The organism is Streptomyces sp. NPDC086549, from assembly GCF_044746205.1.
Lineage (GTDB): Bacteria > Actinomycetota > Actinomycetes > Streptomycetales > Streptomycetaceae > Streptomyces.
The window spans coordinates 32,111-46,529 of the sequence record NZ_JBIVBS010000032.1 but is presented as its reverse complement, the minus strand read 5'-3'; the positions used below and the strand labels follow the sequence as shown (position 1 = coordinate 46,529).

The window sequence follows — 14,419 nt, the reverse complement described above, 5'->3', positions numbered from 1 at the left end:
CATCTTTGGCGCGGCTGCGCAGAACCGCCTCCATCCTCTGATGAGGAACTGCTGACCGGGATGGGTGCCGCCCCAGTCCCGCTGTCGTCGCCAGCCCGCCGGAGGACTCCGAGGAATCAGCCCAGTGGTCCGTCGCCGCTACGCCCGAACTTGCTCAGGACCGGCCCGGGCGGGGAGAACTGAGTGGTGCAGATCCGCTGCGGATCTACGGGCTTGACCTTTGGGATCTGGCAGGACGAGGCGGGCACACCGTTTGGCTCTGACGGGATCTTGTGGGGTCGCCTGTCTGGGCTGAGCATCCCGCGGGTGGGACCCCTCACCGAGTGACCGGCAGCGTCTGTGGTTCGGCGCCGGAACACTCGGCATCGGCATGCGTTGGGTATCGGTGAGAGCAGCCGGAGGGGCGGGGCGCCTGGAGGCGCGTACGCTGCCCGGCGCCCTGGCTTCGCTCCCGGCCGGCTGCTCATGGCGCGGCTTCGTCGTGGATGACGCCGAGGTCTGGGCAGGGGTACAGGAGGTGGGAGCCGGAGCGTACGGGCTCTGGGGCTGCGGCAAGGTGCGCGTCTGCAGGGGCACGCCCGTCAGTGTGTTCGACAGCCTGATGCCGCGGATGGCGCGTCGGTCCGACCGGGTGGAGCCGCATCGCAGAGCGCGGTCCTTCGTGCTGGGTCTGCTGGCGGAGCGCCACGGAAGAACTAATGGACGTTCGCCGAGCTCCTTCGATCTGCTCGGCTACACGCTGGTCTGGGTGGTGGAACTCGCCCGGGGCTCGCGTGTACTGGGCGGGCGGGTACGGCTTCGCTGGGTGAAGCTGGGGGCGTGAACATCCGTAGCGAGCGCCCGGTGAGTGCTGAGCAGATCTCCGCAGCGTTGGCCGCCCTGGCGGCTGGGCCGGAAGTGGATCCACAGAAGCGATCCGAGGGGCCGCAGGAAGAAGACCGCCTGCACCTGCTGGGCACTCTGCTGGCGAAGACGGAACTCGAGATCACCGTGGCAACCCGGCTGACCGAGGAAGGGGAGATCGAAGACGTCCTTGAGACGTTGCTCGGCTGGAAGGAGCAGCTAGGAGCGGATCCCGGCCTCGCGGTCAACGTCCTGACGAACCGGCTGCAGCGAACCGCAGTGCAGGTCTCAGAACCCGAGGCGGGAGAACTGCCACCCGGCAAGGAGGCCGCCTTCGCCGCCGTCATGACGGCGGTGTACACCCTCGGCGCCCAGCTGCACGCCGAACGCGGCGACACGGAGGGAACCCGACACGCTCTGAGTGGGGCGGAAGAAGCCCTCATCGACATCCTGCAAGGCATCCATGACCTGCGCGTCGCCATCGGCGACGCGGCCGAACCGCAGGACGAAGCCGACAGCTGACAGCTGACAGCTGACAGCTGACACATCAGCCGCTGGACGGCAGCACAGCGCCGCGACGGGAGGGCTCCGATCAGCACCAGCGCCTGGCCGAATGGCGGCGCATGGTTCACCACAGCCATGCGTTGGAGTGCCGCAGTCGGGACAGGGCGCGCGCGTCGCGGCGCGCGGCCGCGTTGCCGATGCGGTTCTGCCGGGCGCGGGCCGACGGGACCGCCCTGCGGCGAAGTGACGGCACCCGGCCGCACGGAGCCGCATGCGCTGCTCGCCCACCTCCTTACTTCCTTCTGCCGATCCGTCTTCGGCTTCCGGGGCCTCTTCCAGAAAGGCACCAGGGCGGCGGCCTGTACGCGGCAGGTCATGTCCTCGAAGTGGTCGAGGTGGGCGCGGAGCGGGCGCATCACCTCGGCGGGCAGGTCCTGGCCCCCTCCGGGGGTTCCGGCGCCCTGGGGACGTCGTGGCGGGTGATGGTGAAGTCGTCCGGCAGTCCCGTGGTTTCGTAGGCGAGAGCGGGCAACCTTTATCGACGTTTTTGGGCAGCACTTGGCGATCAGACCGCTCGAAAATGTCGATGAGAACTGGCAACGCTGGTGCATGCTCGCCTTCGTTGGGTGACCTGTTCCGACATCACCTGTTGATGATCTTCACTGGTACGGTCCGATCATGCCGCGCCTAGTGGAAGTTCCCGGGTACGTACGCCTCTGGACCGCCTCGGCTGTGTCCGCTGTCGGTTCCCAGGTCACGGGGCTGGCCTTGCAGATCCTCACCGTTGTGGCGTTGGGCGCGTCCGCCACGGAGCTCGGCATCGTCAACGCAGCCCGCTGGGTTCCCTATCTGCTCTTCGGACTCGTGGCCGGGGTCGTCGTGGACCGCCGCCGGCGCAAGCCTTGAGGTGCCTTTGCGCTTGTGGCCGTGCCCCAGCCGCTGACCGCCGGCCGAGCGACAGGGGCGAGCAGGGTCAGAGCGTGGCGCAGCCGACCGAGACCGGAAAACGGACCGACCAGCGGTTGGAGATCACGTCGTATGCCTGGGCGTAGCCGTTCACCGGTCGGCCGTACTTGGAGCAGTCGGTCAGAGTGGTCTCCTTGCCGAAGCTGCCGCCGGCGAAGCGGGCGTGCCTGGTGGCGTTGACGGTGCCGGACCACAGGACGCGGTTGTCGCTGTTGCGGCGGATGGAGAGGCGGACCTGGCCGAAATTGTAGTGGTCGCCGTTGAGCTGGATACACGACATGTCCTCGTCGCTCCTGGCCTCGCAGGTATCGCCGTTGCACTGCCTTTCAGGGGCCCACCGGGACTTCCACAGCCGGGTGGACACCCGCCTGTCGTAGGCCTGGATGTTGTCGTTGCGGACCTGGTCCCGGATCCGCGGTTCGACGCACACCAGGTCGCCTGCGTATGCCTCGCGCCAGACATAGCCGGTGGCGCAGGCGTTGGGCCCGTTGCCGCCATTGCCGGCCGAGCGACGGGCGGCGGTCTGGGTGTTGTCGTTGCGGGCCTGCTCCCGGACCTGCCGTTCGACACAGACGTGGTCGGTGGGTCGGGCCTCGCGCCAGACGCATCCCTCCCGGCAGGTGTCGGGCCCGTAGTCCCTGGCCAGGCTCCGGATGTCCGAGCCGCCATCTGGTGCGGCTGCAGGTGTCCCGGCCGCGGCGGTGCCGTCGCTGATCTGGTCCTTGGTGCTGCTCTTGGCCTCGCTGTTCTGCTTGGCAGGCGTACTGGGTGAGCCGGGTGAGGCGTCCTCCGCGGTCGGCGCGGCACAGGCCGACCCGGTGGCCGCGAGGATGCCGACGAGAACCACTGCGGCCGCTCGGGTCCTGACCCGGTGCAGGGTGGTGCGAGGAGTGGTGTTGTCGGTTGTAGGGCTGCCGTACTGGATCTCGCTGCCGTACTGGATCTCGCTGCGGTGCAAGAATCCCCCTGAACCCTCTGAGCTTGCTCTTTCACTCAGTGAGATCGGCTCTCACCAAGGGGCGTTGGAAAAGGACCTGGCGAATTCCACGGTCAGGCCGCGGGCGCGGCGGCCGTCGTCGTTGGGACTCTTTGAAAATGGCTCTGCCCGCGATTCCGTGAATGATCTTGGTGCTGTGGCAGGCTGCCACCGAATCGATCTCACCTCTCGACCGCGCTGCCGAAGTGGCACGCCGTCTGCCCCGCCGTCGGCCCGATGTCTCCCCCGTCACGATGTGACGTGCAGGCGGCTCGACGCCTTGTGAGTTCAGGAGCGGCGGCGCGAGCGAGCGCCGGATTAGCGATGAGGCGCGTGTCTTCGGCAGGATGGGCGCATGACCGAGATCCGCACACCCCGTCTCCTCCTCCGCAGCTGGCACGACGACGACCTCGCACCGATGGCGGACATCAACGCGGACCCACGGGTCATGCATTGGATCGACGACGGCTCGGTCCGCGACCTGGAACACACGGCCGAGGACATCGAGCGGTGGGAGGAGGAGTGGGACGAGGAGGGCTTCGGACTCTTCGCGGTAGAGCTGCTGGCCTCGGGCGAACTGATCGGCTTCACGGGACTGTCCGTGCCCGAGTTCCTGCCGGAGGTGATGCCCGCCGTGGCGATCAGCTGGCGGCTCGGCTCACAGTTCTGGGGCCAGGGATACGCGTCCGAAGCCGCGCACGCCACGCTGGAGTTCGCGCTCCAGGACCGCTGCCTGGACCGAGTCATCAGCATCAACCGGGTGGGGGACAACGCCTCCGAGAACGTCATCCGCAAGCTCGGCATGGTGCCCGAGCGGGAGACGGCACACCCGGTGTACGGCTACCCGCTGCGCGTCCACGCCATCGATCTCACCGAGTTCCAGGCATGAACCGGCCGAGCCGTCGATCATCACAAGACCGCCGACCACCGTCTCTACGCCCCTACGCCCCTGAACGCATTGATCGCGACGGTACGGACACCCAGGGACGGATGGTGTCTTCCTGTCGTTGACCTGCGCTTTCACAGAACTGCGGCCAGAGCCTCGAAGACGGCCCATGAGACAGCCGAGCACAGTTCACCGATCGTCACTGAGGAGAAGGATCCGTGAGAGCGTTGCCCCCCGTCACCGGCCGTGATGAGTTCGATGCCCTGGTCGTCAGGACCGAGTACCACGACGAACAGGCTTGGCAGGACGTGACGGCGGCGCTGATGGAGCCCTGGGGAGACGGGCAGTACGAGGCGCACCTCCACTTCATCGACGATCCGGCCTGGGCAGGGGCGACCGTTGACGAGGTGCTGGCTGCGGTCTGCGGCGACGACAACCTGGCCGTTGTCTTTCTTGCCGACCGTACAACCATGCAGGCCGAAAGCCACGCGCTGCTGGCGGTCACCACGCTGACGCGTGAGGAGTGCGTGGACGAAGAGGACTACGAACAGCTCATCGAGTTCGGTCGCGAGTTCCGCACCATCCCCGCAGGGGTCCACGACGTCCACGCGAACCTGAGCATCGGCAACCTGGGCTTCGAGGAGTACGCAGCATGGGCTCACGATGATCCCGAGGGTCTCTACCAGTCCTTCTGAACGGGCTCACGGAACTGCGGCCAGAGCCCTTTCCTGAATCCCCATCAGCGGCGAGGCCATGATCGTCGTCGACGGGCGTATCAGCTTCGCACGGTGGCCTGGGGTCCCGGGTAGCCAGGCAGCCGCTCTCGGTGACGCCGACCCCGAGGGTGAGGCGCACTCGAGGCAGCGATGAGGACGTCCGTCACCCCTGGGCATGACGCGGCCGTCAGAATGCACGCCTGTGCAGGGGTAACGGCCGTGGGACTGGTAGGCCCGCATGTTGAGGTGTCGCGTATTCTCCAGCGGTTTCCAGCTTGGTCACCCTCAGTGGTCGGTGGTGCCTGCTGATCACTCTGCGCCGTCGTGGCCGGGACCGTAGGGCGGGATCGTCCAGCGCATCGTTGTCTGGCCCGTGGAGCCAGGCTGAAGAGCCACGGGATAGACCTGTCCGAAGCGGCGCTCGCCGCGATGTCTCATCGAGTGGTCGCCGCTGTCCCAGTTGATTCCCAGAACGGGGCAGTCGGCGACCTTGATGGCGCCGATCCGAAGCGGGTGGGTCCAACTGGCGCGGTTGAAGCGGTGGAAGTCGGTGTGCTCATCGACTGCAACCATGACGCCCCGGTCCTGTTCGTCGCCTTTCCAGTCGTTGAGGGCGTCACCGAGCTTCTTGGCGTCGTCGAGCGGGAGGTCGAGCCACCCTCGCACTTGACTGCCGTGTCGCAAGATCAGGTCTCCGCCGAACTGACGATGGGCGGCCTCCGCGTAGGCTCCCCAGTAGACGACATCGGCAAGGCCGTCGGTTGATGGGTGGCCGTCTCCGGTCCAGGAGTCCAGGGCAAGCGCATCACCGAGCACCATGCCGCAGCGGTCGACCGGTAGGTCGCCAAGGAGGACCGGCTCGTCCCCTGCGGTGCCGGCCCATGGCAGACCGAGATCGATTTCAAGGACTTCGATGGTTGGTCCTCCATCGAAGGGCGACGTCGCCGTGCTGGCCCGCACCATCAAGGGCTGGTCACCGGCAGCGCGAACCACGGCCATTTCGCACATCCAGTCGTGGACGTGTCCGCCGCCGATTGATGCCGCAGCACTTGCGCGCTCGGATAGTGGTTGGCCCAGCTGCGGCCAGTAGTCGATCCACGACGCCATCCCCAGGACGAGGACTCCCGACGGCGCCGTCACGACTCCCAGGTCAATGTCACTCCCAGTCATGCGGCGATTGAACCTTCCCTCTGCTTTCAGGATCAAGGTCCAGCCGGGTCAGCGCCTGCGGTCACCCAGGGCATACCGGCTCCAGGTTCCGCCGGCTTCGGTGACCAGGCGGGTGGCGGTCTTGTCGTGATAGCCGAGTGCTTTCGCGATGACCGGCGCCGGGGCTCGGACGACGAGCTGGCGGATTGCGGAGGTCCTTCCGCGCTGAGGAGGGACGCCGATCCCACGCAGGTGGACTTGGAGGCTGACCGGGTTCATGGGCTGTCCGGGCTGACGGCCGGGGAAGAGCCACTGCGAGCTCCTGCTGCTGGCGTAGGGCAGGTGCGGGCGAGACCGCATGTAGGCCCGCATCAGGGCGGCGACGGGCTGCGGCAGCGGTGACGGCGGGTCTCCGAGCCGGACGGTGACGGTGGTCTCGTCGTCGTTGATGTCGTCGATGGTGAGGCGGACGATGCGGCTGACGGGTTGTGCGTAGGGCACGGACGCGGTCGCTGGAGCCCTGCTGGATGAGGCGGGCCAGCTGGACCTGCGTCCGGCTGTGGATCCACTGGTGGAGCAGCCGTGCGCTCAACGTCGCGCCCCGTGCCGCTAACCCGATCGCTGTCTCTGGCAACCTGTCCCCCTCGATGCTGCTTGTGGAGCCCGGTGCGCCCGTCACATCAAGGGAGTGCTGGCAGGGTCGGAAACCGTGGCATCGGGCTGGTGTGATGTGCGTCTCGTGCCGTCGGTGGGCCGTTATGGCGGCAGATGCTGTTCGTGGGCCTGGCTCAGCTCCACCGCCTGGTCGTCGTTCACGGCCGGGGTTGTTGTCGGCGTAGCCGCGTCGGAAGCCGTACGCGGGGCTGTGCCGACTGTGGCACACCCCCTCTCGCCGTCTCAGGCGCCGGTCCTCTTAGCGCGGGCGGCCAGAGCGTCGCACAGGATGCTGTCGGGCGTACGTGCCATGCGGAGTAGTTCCCGCATCACTTCGGCCTTGTCCCAGCGGATGCCGGTCTGTGCCCGCAGCTCCAAAATCCACTGGTCGACCTCCCGGGACTCGCCCGGGTCGAAGCGGACTGTCGTCGGAATGGCGCCTTCTGTCTTCGGGGCGCGCCGCGGGGCCGTGTCGTACCTCGTCGTCATGCCCGGTCCAACGAGCCAGCCGTGCGATTGGACGTGCGGCACCCTCGCCGTCAAGCCGTTCACCCCGCGCTCGGAACGCGACCGCCGCTGGATGATTGCTTCCAAGGTGCGGGGTGTGTGGGCTTGAACCCGACGTAGCGGAATGTTCTGGCGTTGCCGTTGCGCTGTCGGTTCGGCATCAGCGTGTGTAGAGACCGTCGAGGCGGCCGCGAGCCAGGGCCGGGCCACTCACGGTGGCGAGCACCGCCCTGGGCTTGGCTGTGTCCAGCGGTGCGTCGCCTTCTGCCGAGGTGATGGCGGTGGGCAGGGCGAACAGCTGGAAGACGTACCGGTGCGGGCCATGTCCCTTGATCGGTTCGGGGCCCAGGTAGCCTCGCCCCATTCCTGAGCGCAGTACCCGCACTCCCTGGGCCGGACTGCCTGCGTTCAAGGCTCCGGTGGGCAGCGTGACGAGTTCGGGTTCGAGCAGGGCAACACAGTGGACGAACGGGGTGCGGGTGGGAGAGTCGATGTCCTCCACGGCCAGCAGCAGTTGGGCGGTGCTTTGCGGCGTGCCGGTCCAATCCAGAGCGGGAGAGCGGTTCTCGCCGCCGGCGCGCCTGCCGACGTGAGCCTTGGGGATGACACTCTCGTGTTCGAAATCGGTGCTGTGCAGTTCCAGCACCTCGGGACCGGACAGGGCAGGGAGGTTCCAGGTCAGATGAGCTTCGCCGGCGCGCTTGTTCTTCAGGAGGGTACCCAGAAACGTCATGGTATGTCCTTGTCTGTTGCACGTATGGATAAGTCGGCTGGGCGCGTTACACGTTGAGCTGGCGATGTCCGTTTCCGGCTGCGCGGATGCGGTTGCGGCCGGTTCGCGCACCTCGCGGGCGACGGCCGGCCATAGGACGGCGGGAAGGCCGTGGCCCGACGCCGGGGAAGATCACCAGCTAGGCCCGTCGACGGCGCAAGCGGTGGCCTGGGCCGCGAAGACGCGCAGGGTCGGGTCCTGCCGGCCGTCCAGCATCAGGTCAGCCTGCCTCATTGCGCTCCGGCAGTCGCCAATGCCGAGGAAGGGCTTTGTGGCCGCCGTGTGGACCTCGATGCCGGTCAGGTCAGCCCTCACCAGCGGACGGCCGTGAAGTCGATCGGCCTGGGCCCCAGCAGTCGCGTGCGTTCGGCTAGTGCTCGCAGCCGCCGGGACATCTCGTCGGCGGTCAGGCGGTGACGGTCTCCGTGGCCTGGCAGGATCCATTCGAATCGCAGCCGTCCGGCCGTCCTGGCCAAGGATGCGGCCAACTCCTCGATGGAGCACCAGGTCACGCTCTCTGCGACTTCCGGATCACCGGTGGTGCGTGACCAGTAGAAGCTGTCTCCGCTGAAGCAGTACCGGTCATCCGCGAGGTAGAGCACGCTGCCCCGGGTATGGCCCGGCAGCGGATGGGCGATGACGCCCTCGCCGATCTCCACAGGTTCCAAGCCCCGGATCACCTGGTCCGCGTCCGGTGCTGCGTCGAGATCGCCCTCGTGGATCCATAGCCGGGCGCCGAAATGGTCCGCGTAGCGGCAGCCGTGTGCGGCGTGGTCCCGGTGCGTGAGCAGCACATCGGTGACGAGGCCTGAAGCTGCGTAACGCTCGGCGAGTTCACGGCTCCAGCGCGGTGTGTCGATCAACATGACCGTGCCGGACGACCGCAAAAACAGATACGAGTTGGCCCCGGCGGTGTGCCTCGAGTTATGTCCACACATCAGTACGCCGTTGTCCAGGGGCATCGGAAAAGGGTCGAGCGCCTGGTCCGGCTGCCCGGACGCCGGGCGGATCGAGCGTGTGGGACAAGCGAAGGCGGCCGCGTGGAGTCGTCGCGTCTCCGCCGCGTCGTTCGGCTGGCGCAGGATCTTCGACCGTCCGCCGGTCTCGCCGATCAGGCCGGGCGCGAGCTGTCGGGCGGCATCGCAGTTGATGCAGCGGTCGTCCACGTACCAGCCGTCCATGGCAGGACTCCTCCCAAGGAGCACGACCCGAACCAGGGCCGTCATGAGGCCCTCCAGTCCGCAGCAGCAATGCATTGGGTACAGTAGCTGCACAGCTAAGTATCTGAATCGCGAAGATAAATGGTGCCTCGCATGCCCGTCAAACCGCAGGATGACCATGACGAACTGGCCGACCGGATCATTGCGTCCATGACAGACCTCGCCGGAGCCCTGGGACGCCTGAACGACCTGATCGCCCAGCAACTCGGCATCGCGCAGACCGACCTGCTCTGCCTGCACGTACTCAACCGCGCCGGAGCCTCCACCGCCGGCGCACTCAGCTCTCAACTCGGGCGTACCACTGGCGCGGTCACGCACATGATCGACCGCCTCGAAAAGGCGGGATACGTCAGACGTAAACCGGACCCGCAGGACCGCCGACGCGTACTCGTGGAAGCCTCGGCACCAGGACTCGAACGGATCGCTTCGTTCTACGAAGGGATGGACGCCCGCAGCCGCCGATTGATGGCCGCCTTCTCCGGCGACCAACTCACGACGATCCACACCTTCCTTCTGGGCTGTCACGAAAGCGCCGTCGAAGAGTGTGATCACCTGATTCGGTAGCGAGGTCCCGCCTCGCACTCCATGTTCCTTAGAACTCCTGACAAAGTGAGAGTTTCTTCGGTCGGCGCCAGCAGATGAAGCTGCAGGCCAGGCTGAGGAAGGCTTCGTGGATGTCGTCGCGGATTGCCCAGCGGATGCGTGACCGGCGGAACCAGTGCAGCAGCGCGAAGCTCTGCTCAACGACCCACCGGTGGACGCCCAGTCCTGAGCCGTGGTCGGTGCCGCGACGGGCGATGACGAGGGTGATCCCAAGGGCCCGGACCTGCTTGCGGTACTTGTCGTGGTCGTAGCCGCGGTCGGCATGGAGCGCGACCGGTCGCTGTCGGGGCCGCCCTCGACCAGTCCAGCACACCGGCGGCGTTCAGCTCAGCCAGGAGCGACTCGTGCAGACGCTGCCGGACACCCGCGTCGTTCCAGTCACGCAGGCGTCGCCAGCACGTCATGCCGGAACCGAAGCCCAGCTCCTGCGGCAGGAACTCCCACGGAATGCCGGTGTACAGCACGAACAAGATGCCCGACAGCACCTTCCGGTCGTCCAGACGCTTCCGGCCCGGGTGATCCGTGCGGCGCGACACAACCGGCAGCAACGGCTCGATCCGTGCCCACAGTTCATCCCGGCAAGCGCTGGGTTGTCGAGCGTACGCACTCGTGGATGAACGGCTACGGCAAGCTCCGGTGCTGCACAGAGAAGAGCGGCAGCGTCGTGGACTTCTACCTCCACCTCGTCGCCGCTCTCGTCACACTCCGCATGCTGATCCGCCGGGCAACGGGCCGCTACCGTCGGGACGGCCGTCCCGCCACCCGACGCCTCAAGTGATCCATTTCCGGTCGGTCGTACATGGCCTCCGCACAGCGAGACAGGTCCTACCGGATGGACGGAACCACCGGCCCCCGGGCGATCAGGACGTCGGCTTTGTGGCGCCAGCCGAGGGAGGAGTAGAGGCGCTGGCCTTCCTCGCTGGCAATGAGAAGACCAGTACGGGCGCCCTGGGACACAGCGGCCTCCGCCAGAGCGCTCATCATGGCGCGGCCCAGGCCGCGTCGGCGGTGCGCTGCGTCCGTCTCGATGCGATCGGCGATCGCATCACCGCCGACCACGGCAATGGAGCCGCGCGCTACCACCTCTCCGGAGGGGGCATGGAGGGAGACGACCGTGACTGGTCCCTCCGTGCGCACCTCGCGCTCGTACGGCGCGGCAGGCGCGTGCTGCGGGTGCTCGGCCAGATCGGCCGTCATGAACCACTCGGACCGGTGGAGCAACTCCAGTCCGGCGGCGCCGACGATGGCTTCGACTGTGCCTGGGCGCAGCGTAGGCACTGTGAGCCAGGTGATCTGCCGCGCGGCGGCGACGGCTGTCGCCAGCCGTGCCAAGGACTCGGGCTCCTCGTCCGCACGCAGGGCGAACACCTCGACCTCGCGGCCGGGTTGGTCGCACTTGGACCGCAGGCCGTCCCCGGCGGGCTCGACCGGCTCGGCCTCGGGCAGGGAGCGGGCGACGGTCCAGCCGTCCAGCCAACGTCGTATCAGCCCTGATTCGATCTTCGTCATCCGGCGATTAGAGCATGACCGAAACCGGTGGGCCGGCGAACAACCGCCCACCGCTGCTCGCCGCCGCCAAACGACGCCGCCCTCCATTTGCCGGTCGATCTTATGCCCCCTGTGTTGAAAACAGCCGACAGGGATCAGCAGCTCAACTAGGTCCTGTCTCGGCGATCTCAATTATGAGTGGTCGAGTCACCGGGTAGCCGCCTAGGATCTACCCCCGTGATCGCTGATCTGCAGTGCGTCGTACTTGACTGCTCCGACCCCGGTGAACTCGCCGAGTTCTACCAGTCGCTCCTTGGCGGCACCGTCAACCGGCCGGATCGGCGATGGGCGCTCAGCAAGGACTGGGCCACGTTGCACACGGCATCCGGCCTCGTCCTGGCCTTCCAGCGGGTAGCGGAGTACCAGCCGCCGCTGTGGCCGGACCAGAGCCGGCCACAGCAGTTCCACCTGGATTTCGGTGTCGCCGACCTGGAGCGCGCTCAAGAACAGGTGTTGGCCCAGGGCGCCAGAGTGCTGGACGACGGTGCGGACGGACGGAGTTGGCGGATATACAGCGACCCCGCAGGTCATCCGTTCTGCCTGGTCCGTCACTGAAGAAGAGGCCGCGAGAGGCGACGCTCAGCGTCATGAGGACCGGAGCCAGATAAGGAGTGCGGCAGCGGTGACCGTACCCAGGAAGACGTATCCGCGCTTGTCACAGCGCGTGGCCACGGCTCTGAATTGCTTGAGCTTGCTCACCGCTCGCTCGACGGTGTTGCGCTTCTTACCGCACCAGGTCGAAGCCTGGGGGCCTTCTACCCGGCGAGCCCTTGCGTAGATGGGCGCTCCGGCTGTCGCTCTTCTCCGGAATCACGTGCCGGATCCCGCCGCGTCGCAGGTGGGCACGGATCATGCCGTTGCTGTAGGCGCGGTCTGCGCTGACGCTACGAGGAGTCCGGCGAGGTCTGCCGAGCCCGGCGCGAGGGACGCGGATCTTGTCCAGCACGGGTTCGAACTGGGTGCAGTCGGCCCGTTGACCTGGCGTGATAACGAGTGACAGTGGGCGGCACTTGCCGTCCGCAGCAAGGCGGATCTTGGTGGTCAGCCCGCCCCGGGACCGGCCGAGGGACTCGTCCACCGGATTGCTTCCTGAAGCACCTCCCGCACGCGCAAGTGCGCGCGCACGGGAATCGATCTTGCCATGCCCCCTTTTGACTCGGTCGGCAGTGCCAGCAGGGCCTTGGGAGTTCCAGCGGCGTGCCGCTGGGCCCGGATGGACGTGGAGTCGACGTTGATGTCCCAGTCGATGTCCCGGTCGATGTCCCCGGTCGATGTCCCCGGCCGCGTCAGCGACGGCCTGGACATCCTGGAGCAGCTTCTCCCAGGTACCGTCGGCAGACCACAGCTGGTGCCGCTTGTGGACGGTCTGCCACGCGCCGAAGCATTCGGGCAGCTTGCACCCCTGGCAACCGGTGCTGAGCCGGCGAATGATCCCGTTGATCACCTGGCGGTGATCTCGCCACCGGCCGCACCGGTTGTTGCTCTTCGGCAGCAGTGGCTCCAGCACCGCCCATTCCTCGTCAGTCAGATCCCCGCTGCTGAGCATGATCTGACCAACGACTCACCTGATCGAAGAGACACCGCCTAACAGTGAGTAGCTGTCGCGCCCGAAAAACTCGGCCACACCCAGTTCTTCATGACCCACCCGGAAGCACCGGTCAGCGCGCTGGGCGTCGGTATTCGCGCCACATCCTCACCGAGGGCTGAGACTGTCCGCTTCTTGGCCCAGACTGGCCACTGTTACCCGGGGAACTGCAAGGTGTGGCTTGACACGGCACCGGAGCGAGGGTGGGCAGGATCCATGGATACCGAAGGCTCCCACGCGGTGCTGATGGCGATTTTCCAATCTCCGCACCCGATTCTCAGGGATGGGGCGAACCTGCTCTGTTGATCTACCCGCTCGCCTGCGACCTTGGCTGTCGCGCTGGCTCGGGACGTTTTCGCCCGGGACGGGCTGCAGGCCCCACACGCCAACCCAGTTGGAACCGTACCCGGCCGCCAGCGGTCTCTGTCTGGGGAGGAGTTGCCACGTGGACGCCAACACTGTGACCGCCATCTGCGCGACCGCCATCGCCACCGCCTCATTCGGTGTGTCGATCCAGCAAGGTCGTATCGCTCGGCAGCACAACCGTCACTCTGTGGCCCCCGTCTTGGAGATCTGGACAAAACAGCGTCTGGGAGGTCGGACCGGGATCAGCCTGGCCAACCATGGCTTGGGGCCCGCATTCGTGACTCGCTCGAACGTATGGCTCGACGGCGTCCACCTTGGGAACTGGGGCGGAGCGGGGCTGGAGGCTATCCGCAACGCCGTCCGGGAGCGCCCGGCAGCCATGGGCATGACTCGACGTCCCTGGGCGATACCAGCAGGTACCTCACGCTTCCTGCTCCACGTCGAAAATTACGACTCCCAGCGGAACGGAGATCTCTGGCACTTGATCAGGCATCGGCTCGCCGTTGAGATCACCTACGAATCGATCTACGGCGAGAGCTACATGGTCTCGCGCCACCCAGAGGACGGCCCGCCCTTGTAAAGTCACCCGAGCGGCCGGCCATCCGTCGCTGGGGCCCAGTTTGATGTGTCCGGTGTTGCCAGGCTCATGCCCAACTCTGCGACAAAACATGGGACTTGGGAAAGGCTTGGTCAGGCCGAGGCAAGGGCTGGGCAGGTCACTCTTTGTTCACTCCACGGGACACCCTGACAATGGATCTTGATGGTCCAGGGGGGATGTCCAGGTACGCGGCGGTGGCCGCGAATCTCGGGATCACCGGGGAGACGCTGCGCACGTGGGTCCGCAAGGACACCGTTCGATCCGCACCCAAGCCGTCAGACAGCAGCGTGCAGAGTCCAGCCGAGGAGCCGGCCAGGCTGCGAGCCGAGAACCAGCGGCTGCTGAAGGCAGAGAAGCAATGCCAGTTGGAGCGGGAGATCCTGCGCCGGGCAGCCGCCTATTTCGCTCGGGAGGTGAAGTGAGCCCCCGCCGCTGGGACTTCATCTCCGACAACTGTGCCGACTTCGACGTGAAGCGGATACGCCAGGTCCGGTCCTTGGTGTCTCCCCGCTCTGGCCATTACCGG

16 protein-coding genes and 4 pseudogenes are annotated in these 14,419 nt (G+C 66.8%); 10 read left to right on the top strand and 10 right to left on the bottom strand.

Annotation, left to right across the window (positions count from 1 at the left end):
- Positions 1 to 385 precede the first annotated feature (385 nt).
- Both ACIPSA_RS48395 and ACIPSA_RS48390 read left to right on the top strand, forming a co-directional pair.
- On the top strand, positions 386 to 823 hold the full coding sequence (locus ACIPSA_RS48395; protein ID WP_402647912.1) for a hypothetical protein: 438 nt from the start codon (positions 386 to 388) through the stop codon (positions 821 to 823).
- Entirely contained in the window at positions 820 to 1,365 is a 546-nt protein-coding gene (locus ACIPSA_RS48390; RefSeq protein WP_402647910.1) for a hypothetical protein, read from the top strand. The genes ACIPSA_RS48395 and ACIPSA_RS48390 overlap by 4 nt, the downstream gene beginning before the upstream one ends.
- Positions 1,366 to 1,471: 106 nt before the next feature.
- On the opposite strand, the gene ACIPSA_RS48385 is transcribed toward ACIPSA_RS48390, so the two are convergent.
- The gene (locus ACIPSA_RS48385; RefSeq protein ID WP_402647908.1) at positions 1,472 to 1,600 is read right to left on the bottom strand and encodes a hypothetical protein; all 129 of its coding nucleotides are present in this window, start codon (positions 1,598 to 1,600) and stop codon (positions 1,472 to 1,474) included.
- A gap of 425 nt (positions 1,601 to 2,025) precedes the next feature.
- Here ACIPSA_RS48385 and ACIPSA_RS48380 point away from each other — a divergent pair.
- A pseudogene (locus ACIPSA_RS48380) lies at positions 2,026 to 2,250 on the top strand (MFS transporter); the annotation flags it as partial.
- A 70-nt stretch (positions 2,251 to 2,320) separates the two neighbouring features.
- On the opposite strand, the gene ACIPSA_RS48375 reads toward ACIPSA_RS48380, so the two are convergent.
- The gene (locus tag ACIPSA_RS48375) at positions 2,321 to 3,271 is read right to left on the bottom strand and encodes a hypothetical protein (protein ID WP_402647905.1); all 951 of its coding nucleotides are present in this window, start codon (positions 3,269 to 3,271) and stop codon (positions 2,321 to 2,323) included.
- Between the two features lie 373 nt (positions 3,272 to 3,644).
- Between ACIPSA_RS48375 and ACIPSA_RS48370 the strand changes: the two genes are divergently transcribed.
- Entirely contained in the window at positions 3,645 to 4,178 is a 534-nt protein-coding gene (locus ACIPSA_RS48370) for a GNAT family N-acetyltransferase (protein WP_402647903.1), read from the top strand.
- A 215-nt stretch (positions 4,179 to 4,393) separates the two neighbouring features.
- Positions 4,394 to 4,870: a DUF6924 domain-containing protein gene (locus ACIPSA_RS48365; protein WP_402647900.1), complete on the top strand. Its 477-nt coding sequence runs from the start codon at positions 4,394 to 4,396 to the stop codon at positions 4,868 to 4,870.
- 330 nt (positions 4,871 to 5,200) lie between these two features.
- Here ACIPSA_RS48365 and ACIPSA_RS48360 read toward each other — a convergent pair whose 3' ends face one another.
- From ACIPSA_RS48360 to ACIPSA_RS48340, 5 genes are all read right to left on the bottom strand, one after another.
- The gene (locus ACIPSA_RS48360) at positions 5,201 to 6,061 is read right to left on the bottom strand and encodes a hypothetical protein (protein WP_402647897.1); all 861 of its coding nucleotides are present in this window, start codon (positions 6,059 to 6,061) and stop codon (positions 5,201 to 5,203) included.
- A gap of 48 nt (positions 6,062 to 6,109) precedes the next feature.
- Positions 6,110 to 6,541 carry a hypothetical protein gene (locus ACIPSA_RS48355; protein ID WP_402647894.1) on the bottom strand — a complete coding sequence of 144 codons (432 nt, stop codon included), beginning with the start codon at positions 6,539 to 6,541 and terminating at the stop codon, positions 6,110 to 6,112.
- Between the two features lie 396 nt (positions 6,542 to 6,937).
- Positions 6,938 to 7,183, bottom strand: coding sequence for a hypothetical protein (locus tag ACIPSA_RS48350; protein WP_402647893.1), 246 nt, complete (start codon positions 7,181 to 7,183; stop codon positions 6,938 to 6,940).
- Between the two features lie 178 nt (positions 7,184 to 7,361).
- On the bottom strand, positions 7,362 to 7,934 hold the full coding sequence (locus ACIPSA_RS48345; RefSeq protein ID WP_402647891.1) for a YbhB/YbcL family Raf kinase inhibitor-like protein: 573 nt from the start codon (positions 7,932 to 7,934) through the stop codon (positions 7,362 to 7,364).
- 350 nt (positions 7,935 to 8,284) lie between these two features.
- Positions 8,285 to 9,154, bottom strand: a complete 870-nt coding sequence (locus ACIPSA_RS48340) for a 4Fe-4S domain-containing protein (protein ID WP_402647889.1) — start codon at positions 9,152 to 9,154, stop codon at positions 8,285 to 8,287.
- A gap of 132 nt (positions 9,155 to 9,286) precedes the next feature.
- On the opposite strand from ACIPSA_RS48340, the gene ACIPSA_RS48335 reads away from it, so the two are divergent.
- Positions 9,287 to 9,757: a MarR family winged helix-turn-helix transcriptional regulator gene (locus ACIPSA_RS48335; RefSeq protein ID WP_402647886.1), complete on the top strand. Its 471-nt coding sequence runs from the start codon at positions 9,287 to 9,289 to the stop codon at positions 9,755 to 9,757.
- A 28-nt stretch (positions 9,758 to 9,785) separates the two neighbouring features.
- Here the strand turns inward: ACIPSA_RS48335 and ACIPSA_RS48330 are convergent.
- A pseudogene (locus tag ACIPSA_RS48330) lies at positions 9,786 to 10,365 on the bottom strand (transposase).
- A 5-nt stretch (positions 10,366 to 10,370) separates the two neighbouring features.
- Between ACIPSA_RS48330 and ACIPSA_RS48325 the strand changes: the two are divergent.
- Positions 10,371 to 10,574 (top strand): annotated as a pseudogene (locus ACIPSA_RS48325) (IS5/IS1182 family transposase); the annotation flags it as partial.
- 47 nt (positions 10,575 to 10,621) lie between these two features.
- Here ACIPSA_RS48325 and ACIPSA_RS48320 read toward each other — a convergent pair.
- The gene (locus ACIPSA_RS48320; protein ID WP_402647883.1) at positions 10,622 to 11,305 is read right to left on the bottom strand and encodes a GNAT family N-acetyltransferase; all 684 of its coding nucleotides are present in this window, start codon (positions 11,303 to 11,305) and stop codon (positions 10,622 to 10,624) included.
- A gap of 216 nt (positions 11,306 to 11,521) precedes the next feature.
- Here ACIPSA_RS48320 and ACIPSA_RS48315 point away from each other — a divergent pair, with 216 nt between their 5' ends.
- A complete protein-coding gene (locus ACIPSA_RS48315) occupies positions 11,522 to 11,899 on the top strand; it encodes a VOC family protein (protein ID WP_402647881.1) in 378 nt (125 codons plus the stop codon).
- A 30-nt stretch (positions 11,900 to 11,929) separates the two neighbouring features.
- On the opposite strand, the pseudogene ACIPSA_RS48310 reads toward ACIPSA_RS48315, so the two are convergent.
- A pseudogene (locus ACIPSA_RS48310) lies at positions 11,930 to 12,890 on the bottom strand (IS5 family transposase).
- Between the two features lie 484 nt (positions 12,891 to 13,374).
- Between ACIPSA_RS48310 and ACIPSA_RS48305 the strand changes: the two are divergent.
- Complete coding sequence (locus ACIPSA_RS48305; RefSeq protein ID WP_402647878.1) at positions 13,375 to 13,875, top strand: hypothetical protein; 501 nt, start codon at positions 13,375 to 13,377, stop codon at positions 13,873 to 13,875.
- A gap of 212 nt (positions 13,876 to 14,087) precedes the next feature.
- Positions 14,088 to 14,315 (top strand): hypothetical protein, encoded by a 228-nt coding sequence (locus tag ACIPSA_RS48300; RefSeq protein ID WP_402647875.1) that lies wholly within the window; start codon positions 14,088 to 14,090, stop codon positions 14,313 to 14,315.
- The last annotated feature ends 104 nt before the right edge of the window (positions 14,316 to 14,419 follow it).